The following is a 10829-nucleotide window of genomic DNA, read 5'->3' as shown; positions in this document are numbered from 1 at the left end:
TCCCGGCGGGGGGGGGGGGCGGCCCCCGGTTTGGGGGCGGGGGGGGGGGGGGCCACCCCCCCGCCGCCGGCGCTCCCGGGGCTCCGCCCCGGACCCCGGTCCTCAATCGCCGGACGGGCTGGGTTTGGCAGGCGCCCCGCGGCTACAGCCAGCCCGCGAATTCCAGCAGGAGCTCCGCGGTCTGGCGGCGGCCCGCCGTCAGCGCCCTGACGCCCGACTCCACCGCACGGAACAGCGTCCAGCCCCGCAGCCGCCCGCCGTCCATGTCCAGCGAGTCCGCCAGGCGGCTCACCCGGCGCCGCGCCGAAGAGGGGCCCGAGGAGGCCGCCACCAGGTCCTCGACCCGGTCGCGGGCCAGTCGCGCCAGGTCATAGGCGGGCTCACCGACCAGCGGCTCAGGACCGACCGTGAGCCAGGGCGCCCGCTCGCCCGCCAGCACCTTGCCCTGGCCGAACGCGCCGTGCAGCAGCCGAGTCTCCGCCGAGGAGGCGCAGAGCTCGTCACGCGCCGCCAGCGCGGCCGAGACCAGCGGCGCGAGGCTGCCGTCGCCGTCGTCCGTCGCGCGCAGCGCCGCCGACTCCCGCGCCGTCCGCTCGGCCACCGTCTCGAAGCCATGGCCCACGGGCGGATCGACCCAGAGCCTGCGTACCGTACCCGCCGCTTCCAGCAGGGCCTTCGCCTCGGGCAGGGAGCGCAGCGAGATCTCCGGCTGGAGACGTTCCAGCAGCAGCGTGCAGTCGGTGGTGCTGGAGGCGGTGGTGGAGACGGCGTCGGCGGTATCGGCGGCGTCGAGCAGCTCCACCGCGCCCCAGCCCTTCCAGTGCGCCAGCGCCGCCCGCTCCAGCGACGGCGCCGCGAGGGACGGAGCGATCTTGAGCGTCGCGGGAGAGCCGTCGGGCCGCCGTACGAGCACCACCAGACCGCTCCTGCCGCCCGGCGCGACCACCCGCTCGACATCCAGCCCTCGCGCGGAGACGGCCTCTCCGGCGAGGGCCGGGAGCCGGCTCAGCCACTCGGCGGCGGCCGGCTCGCCGTACTGCCGGCCGAGCGCGCGCACCAGACGCTGCGGTGGTTCGAAACCCATACGTGCGCCGTTCCCCTTCGAGACTCCAGGGCTCACGCGCGCTCGGCGAGCCCAGGAAAGGCTACGCCCGTGCCGCGCCAGCGCACCGCGCGCACCGCGGCCTCCCGCAGCGCGCCCGCAGCTTCCCGGCGCAGTGGCCCTTCGGCGGCCCGTACGAGATCGGAGTAGACGCCCGCGATCCGGTCCTCCAGCTCGGCGGCGAGCCGTACGGCCGCGGCGGCGTCCGGCACCGCGAACGGCAGGGCGTACGCGGGCGCCGCCACGGCAGGCTTGCCGCCGAGGTCGCGTACGGTCCGGGCGAGCGCGTCACGCCGGGCGCGGTGCGCGGTGTACGCGGCGTCGGCCTCGCCACGGCGGTCGCCGTCGACCCGGCCGCCGACGACTCCGTACCCGTACACAGCGGCGTGCTCCGCCGCGAGTGCGGCCTGCGCGGCGGCCAGCGCACCGGTGCTCACGAGCGGGATCCTTCCGTCAGCAGATAGGCGTGCGCGGCGCCCGCCGCCGCGAGGGAGGCCAGCAGTCTGGCCAGCTCCGGAGGCGCGTCCATGAGCGTGGCGGTGTGCGCGTCGGCGGTCCGGCGCTCGGCCGTGGCCAGCGCCTTGAGGGCCTGCGCCGGATCGTCGGCGACGGCGGGAAGGACCGGCGGCCTCGGTCCGGGCGAGGCATCCGGAGACTCGGAGCCGGACTCGGACCCGGGCGAGGAAGGAGCGGCGGAGGGCGACGGGCTCGTGGGCTTGCGTGCCGTCGGCGCCAGCGCATCCACCTGCCGCGCGACCGCCGTCCGCAGCGGCGTCAGCAGTTCGCCCTCGTCCGGGTGGAGCGCCAGCACCGCGTCGTACTGTCCGAGCAGTGCCCGGCTGGTGGCGGCGGACCGCTGCCGCAGCGTGCTTTCGGCCCGCGCGCCCGTCCCGCTCCCGGACTTCCGTCCGCCGGCGGAATCGGAGGTGCAGCCGGTCAGCAGCCCCGCCGCCGTGGCTCCCGTGGCGCCCGCGGCCATGAGCAGGCGCCTCCGTGTCGTCCCCGTGCGCCCCACGCGTCTCTCCTCGGGCCTCGCGATGATCACCGCAGGCGAGCGTACCCGCGGGTCATCCACGGGTGGACGGCAACACCCCTTCGGACCGGATACCCTTTGATCTGACACACGACGATCCCACAACAGCACACGCGGCCGAGGAGTCACCCGGATGAGCACCACCCAGAGCGAAAGGCTGCGCGGACTGCTGGAACCGCTCGTCAGCGCGAAGGACCTGGATCTGGAGGAGATCGAGGTGTCCCGGGCAGGCAGGCGTCGTGTGCTGAGAGTCGTGGTCGATTCGGACGAGGGCGTGGACCTCGACGAGTGTGCCGAGCTGAGCCGCTCCATCTCCGAGAAGCTCGACGAGACCGACGCGATGGGCGAGGACGAGTACCAGCTCGAAGTGACCTCGCCCGGCGCCGAGCGCCCTTTGACCGAGCACCGTCACTATCTGCGCGCCGTCGGCCGGCTGGCCAGATTCCAGCTCCACGAGGACGGCGAGCTGGTGGCCCGCATCCTCATCGTGGACGACGAGGGCCTCGGCCTCGAAGTGCCGGGCGTGAAGGGGCGCAAGCCCACCGCCCGCCGCGTCGAGTTCGCGCGGATCGCCAAGGCGCGCGTGGAGATCGAGTTCAGCCGCAAGGACAAGAAGGAAGAGGAGGCGTAGCCGTGGACATCGATGTGAAGCTCCTGAAGGGCTTGGCACAAGAGAAGGAGATCCCCTTCGATCTGCTGGTCGAGGCGATCGAATCCGCCCTCCTCATCGCCTACCACCGTACGGAGGGCAGCCGCCGGCACGCGCGGGCCGTGCTGAGCCGGGACAACGGCCATGTCACGGTCTGGGCCAAGGAGGATCCCGCGGAGCTGGAGGAGGGCCAGGAGCCCAAGGAGTTCGACGACACTCCGTCGGACTTCGGCCGGATCGCCGCGACCACCGCGCGCCAGGTCATCCAGCAGCGGCTGCGGGACGCCGAGAACGATGTCACCTTCGGCGAGTACGCGCGCCGGGAGGGCGATGTCGTCGCCGGTCTGGTCCAGCAGGGCAAGGACCCCAAGAACGTCCTCGTCAAGCTGGACGACAAGCTGGAGGCCATCCTTCCGGTGCAGGAGCAGGTGCCGGGCGAGGAGTACACGCACGGTCTGCGGCTGCGTACGTATGTGGTGCGGGTGGCCAAGGGCGTGCGCGGCCCTTCGGTGACGCTCTCCCGTACCCACCCCAATCTGGTGAAGAAGCTCTTCGCGCTGGAGGTCCCGGAGATCGCGGACGGCTCGGTCGAGATCGCCGCGATCGCCCGCGAGGCCGGCCACCGTACGAAGATCGCCGTACGGTCGACCCGTTCCGGCCTCAACGCCAAGGGCGCCTGCATCGGACCGATGGGCGGCCGGGTCCGCAATGTCATGGCCGAGCTGCTCGGTGAGAAGATCGACATCGTCGACTGGTCGGACGATCCGGCCGAGATGGTGGCCAACGCGCTGTCGCCGGCCCGGGTCAGCAAGGTCGAGGTGGTCGATCTCGCCGCGCGCTCGGCGCGGGTGACCGTGCCGGACTACCAGCTCTCGCTGGCGATCGGCAAGGAAGGGCAGAACGCCCGGCTCGCCGCCCGGCTCACCGGCTGGCGGATCGACATCCGCCCGGACACGGAGCAGACGGACGACGACGACCGTGACCGCGGAGGCGACCGCGAGCGTGGCGGTGACCGCGGAGGCGACCGTGACAGGGACCGCGGTGGTGACCGCGAGCGCGAGCGCGGCTGACCGCCGGCCGGCCGGTCGGCGGGAATGATCTCGGGAAGGTCCCGTCGCGCCCTGCGACGGTCCAGTGCCGGCCGGCCGACGCCGGCCGGGCACGAGCCGACACGATCTTCCGAGCTGTCACGCGTTCGAGTCTTGCCCCAAAGGGGTGAGGTCGGCGCGGGGAGGTAGACTTGAGGATGTCTGGCCGGACGAGCGCCCGAGCCTGCCCTGAGCGAACGTGCGTGGGCTGCCGGGAACGAGCGGCCAAGGACGATCTGCTGCGCATCGTGGTGGTCGGGACACAGTGTGTCCCCGATCGACGCGGTACGCTGCCCGGCCGGGGTGCGTATACGCACCTCTCCTTGAACTGTCTCGATCTGGCGGTCCGCCGCCGGGCGTTCCCCAGGGCCTTCCGGGTCCAGGGCCCGCTCGACAGCGCGGAGCTGCGCCGGGCCGTCGAGACAGTCGCGGTGCAGGCGTCACTGTAAGAAGAAGTACGGCACGGAACCCCGTGCGGTTCAGGTACCTCGCGAGTTGGAAGTAGGTCGAGATTGCGATGAGCACTCGATGAGTACGCGATGAGTACGCCCATGAAGTAGCGACGGTCCGGCGGTAACCCGGACCTAAAAGGAGCGAAGTGGCTAAGGTCCGGGTATACGAACTCGCCAAGGAGTTCGGCGTCGAGAGCAAGGTCGTCATGGCCAAGCTCCAAGAACTCGGTGAATTCGTCCGTTCGGCGTCGTCGACGATCGAGGCGCCGGTTGTACGTAAGTTGACTGACGCTTTGCAGGGGCCCGGCGGCAACGCCGGCAAGACCACTGCCAAGCCCGGGGCGCCGCGCAAGGCGACCCCCGCGAGGCCGGCAGCTCCCGCTGCCCCGGCCGCGTCCGCTGTCCCGTCGGCCGGAGCGCCCGCACAGCCGGCGCGTCCCGCCGCACCCAAGCCCGGTGTCCCGGCTCCCAAGCCGGCCGTCGCCGAGGCGCCCAGAAGCACTCCCACCGCGCCGAGTCCCGGACCGCGTCCGGCGCCGGCTCCCAGGCCCGCCCCGGCCACGCCGAAGCCGGCTCCCGCCGCTCCGGCCGCGCCGGAGTTCACCGCGCCTCCGTCGGCCTCGGCCGCCGCCCGGCCCGGTGCCACGCCTGGACCGCGTCCGTCCGCCCGTCCCGGCAGCGACCAGCGTGACCAGCGCCAGGGCGGCGACCGTGACCAGCGTCAGGGCGATCGCGACCAGCGCCAGGGTGGCCGCTCCGGCGGCGCGCGTCCCGGCCAGGCCCCGCGTCCCGGTGCCCGTCCGGCAGGACCGCGTCCCGGCAACAATCCCTTCACCTCAGGCGGCTCCACCGGTATGGCGCGCCCGCAGGCGCCCCGTCCGGGCGGCGCCCCGCGTCCCGGTGGCCCGGGTGCTCCGGGCGGTCCGCGCCCGCAGGGCTCCGGCCAGGGCGGTCCCCGTCCGCAGGGCGGTCCCGGTGGACAGACCGGACGTCCGACTCCCGGTGGTATGCCGCGTCCGCAGGCCCCCCGCTCCGCGGGCGGTCCGGGCGGTGGCCCCGGTGGTAACCGTCCGAACCCGGGCATGATGCCTCAGCGTCCCGCGGCCGGTCCGCGTCCCGGCGGTGGCCCCGGCGGTGGCCGTGGTCCCGGTGGCGGTGGCGGTGCTCGTCCCGGCGGTGGCGGTGGCGGCGGTCGTCCCGGTGGCGGCGGCGGCTTCGCGGGTCGTCCCGGCGGCGGTGGCGGCGGCGGTGGCTTCGCCGGTCGTCCCGGTGGCGGCGGCGGTGGCGGCGCTCCGGGCCGTCCCGGTGGCGGTGGCTTCGGAGGCGGTGGCGGCGGTGGCCGTCCCGGCTTCGGCGGTCGTCCGGGTGGTCCCGGTGGCCGTGGTGGCACACAGGGCGCGTTCGGCCGTCCCGGCGGGCCCGCCCGTCGTGGCCGTAAGTCGAAGCGGCAGAGGCGCCAGGAGTACGAGGCCATGCAGGCCCCGTCGGTCGGCGGTGTGATGCTGCCTCGTGGCAACGGACAGACCGTCCGGCTGTCGCGCGGTGCGTCGCTCACCGACTTCGCGGAGAAGATCAACGCCAACCCGGCGTCGCTCGTCGCCGTGATGATGAACCTCGGCGAGATGGTCACGGCCACACAGTCCGTCTCCGACGAGACCCTCCAGCTCCTCGCCGACGAGATGAACTACGTCGTCGAGATCGTCAGCCCGGAGGAGGAGGACCGCGAGCTGCTCGAGTCCTTCGACATCGAGTTCGGCGAGGACGAGGGCGGCGAGGAACTGCTCGTGTCCCGGCCGCCGGTCGTGACCGTCATGGGCCACGTCGACCACGGTAAGACCAGGCTGCTGGACGCGATCCGCAAGACGAACGTCGTCGCGGGCGAGGCCGGCGGTATCACGCAGCACATCGGCGCGTACCAGGTCGCCACCGACGTCAACGGTGAAGAGCGCAGGATCACCTTCATCGACACCCCGGGCCACGAGGCGTTCACCGCCATGCGTGCCCGTGGTGCGAAGTCCACCGACATCGCGATCCTGGTGGTCGCGGCCAACGACGGTGTGATGCCGCAGACGATCGAGGCGCTGAACCACGCCAAGGCGGCCGATGTGCCGATCGTGGTCGCGGTCAACAAGATCGATGTCGAGGGCGCCGACCCGACCAAGGTGCGCGGTCAGCTCACCGAGTTCGGGCTGGTGGCCGAGGAGTACGGCGGCGACACCATGTTCGTCGACATCTCCGCCAAGCAGGGCCTGAACATCGACAGCCTGCTGGAGGCCGTGGTCCTGACCGCGGACGCCTCGCTCGACCTGCGGGCCAACCCGGAGCAGGACGCGCAGGGCATCGCGATCGAGGCCCATCTCGACCGTGGCCGCGGCGCCGTCGCCACCGTGCTCGTCCAGCGCGGCACGCTGCGCGTCGGTGACACGATGGTCGCCGGTGACGCGTACGGCCGTGTGCGGGCCATGCTCGACGACAACGGCAACAACGTCGACGTGGCGACGCCTTCGACGCCCGTCCTGGTCCTGGGTCTCACCAATGTGCCCGGTGCCGGTGACAACTTCCTGGTCGTCGACGAGGACCGTACGGCCCGGCAGATCGCCGAGAAGCGTGCCGCCCGTGAGCGGAACGCGGCCTTCGCCCGCAGGGGCGTCCGGTTCTCCCTGGAGAATCTGGACGAGGCCCTCAAGGCCGGTCTGGTGCAGGAACTCAACCTCATCATCAAGGGCGACGCGTCCGGTTCGGTGGAGGCCCTCGAGTCCTCGCTGCTCCAGCTCGACGTCGGCGAAGAGGTGGACATCCGGGTGCTGCACCGCGGTGTCGGTGCGGTCACCGAGTCGGACATCGACCTGGCCATGGGCTCCGACGCCATCGTGATCGGCTTCAACGTGCGCGCCGCGGGGCGTGCCGCGCAGATGGCCGAGCGCGAAGGCGTGGACGTCCGGTACTACTCGGTCATCTACCAGGCGATCGAGGAGATCGAGTCCGCCCTCAAGGGCATGCTCAAGCCGGAGTACGAAGAGGTCGAGCTCGGTACGGCGGAGATCCGCGAGGTCTTCCGCTCGTCCAAGCTGGGCAATATCGCGGGTGTTCTCATCCGCTCCGGCGAGGTCAGGCGGAACACCAAGGCCCGGCTCGTCCGCGACGGCAAGGTCATCGCGGAGGACCTCAACATCCAGGGCCTGCGCCGCTTCAAGGACGATGTCACCGAGATCCGCGAGGGCTTCGAGGGCGGTATCAACCTCGGAAACTTCAACGACATCAAGATCGACGACGTCATCGCCACCTACGAGATGCGCGAGAAGCCGCGCGGCTGACGCACGCGCTGACCGCTCAGGTCGGGGCCGGTCGACGGGACGAATATCCGTCGATCGGCCCCGGCCGTTGCGTGTACGGTTCTTGTGCCCCTGCCAAGCACTGGCAGGGCACCGAACCCGTACCGGCGGGACATCCGGACATGCATGTATGTGGGGACGCTGTCCTTCGATCTGCTCCTCGGCGACGTACGGTCGTTGAAGGAGAAACGCTCCGTCGTCCGGCCGATCGTCGCCGAGCTCCAGCGGAAATTCGCGGTCAGCGCCGCGGAGACCGGCAGCCAGGACCTCCTTCGCAGGGCCGAGATCGGTCTGGCGGTGGTGTCCGGCGACTGGGCCCATCTCACCGAGGTGCTCGACCGGTGCGAACGCATGGTCGCCGGGCATCCCGAGGTGGAGCTGCTGTCGGTACGGCGGCGGCTGCACGGCGACGAAGACTGACCGGACGAAGACTGACCAGTGGACAAGAAAACCCAGAAGGAAGAGTGACGGACCGGTGACCGACAACGCGCGGGCCCGCAAGCTGGCCGATCGCATCCAGGTCGTGGTCGCGGAGACCCTGGACCGGCGTATCAAGGACCCGCGACTGGGGTTCGTGACCATCACGGACGCCCGTGTCACCGGCGACCTGCGGGAGGCCACGGTCTTCTACACGGTCTACGGCGACGACGAGGAGCGCGCGGCCTCCGCGGCGGCCCTGGAGAGCGCCAAGGGCGTCCTCCGCTCCGAGGTGGGCCGCCAGACCGGCGTGCGCTTCACCCCGACGCTGGCGTTCGTCCCGGACGCCCTGCCGGACAACGCGCGCACCATCGAGGACCTCCTCGACCGGGCGCGTGCCAAGGACGCCGAGGTACGGGAGGTGTCCACCGGCAAGACCTACGCGGCCGGGGCCGACCCGTACCGCAAGGCCGACTCCGACGACGCCGCCGACGGTGCGGACGGCGCGGAGGCGGACGGGGACAGCACGGACGGTGCCGCCGCGGAATGACTCAGCAGAACAGGACGCCCGACGGCCTTGTCATCGTGGACAAGCCGTCGGGCTTCACTTCGCACGACGTCGTCGCCAAGATGCGCGGGATCGCCGGAACACGGCGCGTCGGCCATGCCGGCACCCTCGATCCCATGGCGACGGGCGTCCTCGTCCTCGGTGTGGAGCGGGCCACGAAACTGCTCGGGCATCTCGCGCTGACCGAGAAGGAGTACCTCGGCACGATCCGGCTCGGACAGAACACCGTGACCGACGACGCGGAGGGCGAGATCATCTCGTCCGCGGACGCGTCGCTGGTCGCGCGCGATGCCATCGACAGCGGGATCGCGGCGCTGACCGGCGCGATCATGCAGGTGCCCTCCAAGGTGAGCGCCATCAAGATCGACGGCAAGCGGTCCTACGCACGGGTGCGCGGCGGCGAGGAGTTCGAGATCCCGGCCCGGCCGGTGACCGTCTCCTCGTTCCGGCTCTACGACGTGCGCGAGGCCGTCGCCGAGGACGGCACTCCGGTCCTCGACCTGGTCGTCTCCGTCGTCTGCTCGTCCGGCACGTATATCCGCGCCCTCGCCCGTGATCTCGGCGCCGGGCTCGGCGTCGGCGGCCATCTCACCGCGCTGCGCAGGACCCGGGTGGGCCCTTACGCGCTGGACTCGGCGAGAACGCTGGAGCAGCTCCAGCAGGAGCTGACCGTCATGCCGGTCGCCGAGGCCGCCGCCGCCGCGTTCCCGCGCTGGGACGTGGACGAGAAGCGGGCCGGGCTGCTGCTCAACGGCGTACGGCTGGACATGCCGGCGTTCGACTCGGCGCCGGTCGCCGCGTTCGGCCCCGAAGGGCGCTTCCTGGCGCTCGTCGAGGAACAGCGCGGCAAGGCCAAGAGCCTCGCGGTCTTCGGCTGAGACCGGAGCGGTCGGCCTTACCGCCACAGCGACCGGATCGCACCGTGGAGCCCGGCCGGCACCCCGGCCCGGCGGCACGGCCCCCCTCCGAAAAGGGTCCTGTCCATCCCGGGCCCGTCACTCACCCGTGGGAGCGGGCGCTTGGAGGCGCTTGGAGGGGAGAGACGGTGCACTGGGGGGCGCGTTCGCACTTGAGCCGTTTCCGGAGCCCGGTGACAGAGCCCGGTGGCCGATGCGTGCCACAGGTGCGGGGCATGGCAGTCTTAGCATTGCGTGACTGGAAATGACGTACATGGGTTCGGGCGAGGAGCGGTCTCAGTGCAGCGCTGGCGTGGCTTGGAGGACATCCCCCAGGACTGGGGGCGCAGCGTCGTCACCATCGGCTCCTACGACGGGGTGCACCGCGGACACCAGCTCATCATCGGCCGCGCGGTGGAGCGGGCGCGGGAGCTGGGAGTGCCGTCGGTCGTCGTGACCTTCGATCCGCACCCGAGCGAGGTCGTACGGCCCGGCAGCCATCCGCCGCTGCTCGCGCCGCACCACCGGCGCGCCGAGCTGATGGCGGAGCTGGGCGTGGACGCGCTGCTGATCCTGCCGTTCACCGTCGAGTTCTCCAGGCTGTCGCCGGGCGACTTCATCGTGAAGGTCCTGGTCGACAAGTTGCACGCCCGCGCCGTGATAGAGGGCCCCAACTTCCGCTTCGGTCACAAGGCCGCCGGGAACGTCGCCGTACTGGCCGATCTGGGAGCCACCTACGACTACGAGGTCGAGGTCATCGATCTGCGGGTGACCGGCGAGGCGGGCGGCGGCGAGCCCTTCTCGTCCACGCTCACCCGCCGTCTGGTCGCCGAGGGCGATGTCGCGGGCGCGGCGGAGATTCTCGGCAGGCCGCACCGGGTCGAGGGCGTGGTGGTGCGCGGTGCGCAGCGCGGACGTGAACTCGGCTATCCCACGGCCAATGTGGAGACGCTGCCGCACACCGCGATCCCGGCCGACGGGGTGTACGCGGGCTGGCTCACGGCGGACGGCGAGCGGATGCCGGCGGCGATCTCGGTCGGTACGAACCCGCAGTTCGAAGGGACGGAGCGGACGGTCGAGGCGTATGCGATCGACCGGGTCGGGCTGGATCTGTACGGGCTCCATGTGACCGTCGACTTCCTCTCGTACGTTCGCGGCCAGCGGAAGTTCGAGTCGATCGAGGCGCTGCTGGAGGCGATCGCCGACGATGTCAAGCGCTCACGGGCGCTGACGGAGGAGTACGACGCCAGGTAGGCGGCCCGTAGCTCAAGGCGGCCCGTGGGCCCTGTCCG

11 protein-coding genes are annotated in these 10829 nt (G+C 71.9%); 8 read left to right on the top strand and 3 right to left on the bottom strand.

What is annotated here, in order from left to right:
- Positions 1-142: 142 nt before the first annotated feature.
- From ACFV6H_RS37125 to ACFV6H_RS37115, 3 genes are read right to left on the bottom strand one after another with little or no spacing between them, the layout of a single operon-like run.
- Positions 143-1084: an aminoglycoside phosphotransferase family protein gene (locus tag ACFV6H_RS37125; protein ID WP_385551200.1), complete on the bottom strand. Its 942-nt coding sequence runs from the start codon at positions 1082-1084 to the stop codon at positions 143-145.
- 32 nt (positions 1085-1116) lie between these two features.
- Positions 1117-1539, bottom strand: coding sequence for a ferritin-like domain-containing protein (locus ACFV6H_RS37120; protein ID WP_384793208.1), 423 nt, complete (start codon positions 1537-1539; stop codon positions 1117-1119).
- Positions 1536-2117 carry a hypothetical protein gene (locus ACFV6H_RS37115; protein ID WP_384985138.1) on the bottom strand — a complete coding sequence of 194 codons (582 nt, stop codon included), beginning with the start codon at positions 2115-2117 and terminating at the stop codon, positions 1536-1538. The genes ACFV6H_RS37120 and ACFV6H_RS37115 overlap by 4 nt, the downstream gene beginning before the upstream one ends.
- 151 nt (positions 2118-2268) lie before the next feature.
- Here ACFV6H_RS37115 and rimP point away from each other — a divergent pair, with 151 nt between their 5' ends.
- The 8 genes from rimP (at position 2269) to ACFV6H_RS37075 (ending at position 10791) form a co-directional block, all read left to right on the top strand.
- A complete protein-coding gene (rimP, locus tag ACFV6H_RS37110; protein WP_385551198.1) occupies positions 2269-2766 on the top strand; it encodes a ribosome maturation factor RimP in 498 nt (165 codons plus the stop codon).
- 2 nt (positions 2767-2768) lie between these two features.
- A complete protein-coding gene (nusA, locus tag ACFV6H_RS37105; protein ID WP_385551196.1) occupies positions 2769-3854 on the top strand; it encodes a transcription termination factor NusA in 1086 nt (361 codons plus the stop codon).
- A 176-nt stretch (positions 3855-4030) separates the two neighbouring features.
- Positions 4031-4321, top strand: a complete 291-nt coding sequence (locus tag ACFV6H_RS37100) for a YlxR family protein (protein WP_384793196.1) — start codon at positions 4031-4033, stop codon at positions 4319-4321.
- A gap of 149 nt (positions 4322-4470) precedes the next feature.
- Complete coding sequence (gene infB / locus ACFV6H_RS37095) at positions 4471-7638, top strand: translation initiation factor IF-2 (RefSeq protein WP_385551193.1); 3168 nt, start codon at positions 4471-4473, stop codon at positions 7636-7638.
- 144 nt (positions 7639-7782) lie between these two features.
- A complete protein-coding gene (locus tag ACFV6H_RS37090) occupies positions 7783-8076 on the top strand; it encodes a DUF503 domain-containing protein (RefSeq protein WP_385551191.1) in 294 nt (97 codons plus the stop codon).
- Between the two features lie 55 nt (positions 8077-8131).
- The gene (gene rbfA, locus ACFV6H_RS37085) at positions 8132-8623 is read left to right on the top strand and encodes a 30S ribosome-binding factor RbfA (protein ID WP_385551189.1); all 492 of its coding nucleotides are present in this window, start codon (positions 8132-8134) and stop codon (positions 8621-8623) included.
- Positions 8620-9519, top strand: coding sequence for a tRNA pseudouridine(55) synthase TruB (truB, locus tag ACFV6H_RS37080; protein ID WP_384985147.1), 900 nt, complete (start codon positions 8620-8622; stop codon positions 9517-9519). The genes rbfA and truB overlap by 4 nt, the downstream gene beginning before the upstream one ends.
- Positions 9520-9837: 318 nt before the next feature.
- Positions 9838-10791: a bifunctional riboflavin kinase/FAD synthetase gene (locus ACFV6H_RS37075; RefSeq protein WP_093603944.1), complete on the top strand. Its 954-nt coding sequence runs from the start codon at positions 9838-9840 to the stop codon at positions 10789-10791.
- Positions 10792-10829: the final 38 nt, after the last annotated feature.

Origin of the sequence: Streptomyces sp. NPDC059743, assembly GCF_042732975.1 — a bacterium.
Classification (GTDB): Bacteria; Actinomycetota; Actinomycetes; order Streptomycetales; family Streptomycetaceae; genus Streptomyces.
This window is presented reverse-complemented; position numbering and strand designations above follow the sequence as displayed.

What these genes read in the sequence shown, in the direction of transcription:
- ACFV6H_RS37100 (WP_384793196.1), top strand. Translation starts at nt 4,031, where the DNA reads ATGTCTGGCCGGACGAGCGCCCGAGCCTGCCCTGAGCGAACGTGCGTG.
- rimP (WP_385551198.1), top strand. Translation starts at nt 2,269, where the DNA reads ATGAGCACCACCCAGAGCGAAAGGCTGCGCGGACTGCTGGAACCGCTC.
- ACFV6H_RS37090 (WP_385551191.1), top strand. Translation starts at nt 7,783, where the DNA reads ATGTATGTGGGGACGCTGTCCTTCGATCTGCTCCTCGGCGACGTACGG.
- ACFV6H_RS37125 (WP_385551200.1), bottom strand. Translation starts at nt 1,084, where the DNA reads ATGGGTTTCGAACCACCGCAGCGTCTGGTGCGCGCGCTCGGCCGGCAG.
- truB (WP_384985147.1), top strand. Translation starts at nt 8,620, where the DNA reads ATGACTCAGCAGAACAGGACGCCCGACGGCCTTGTCATCGTGGACAAG.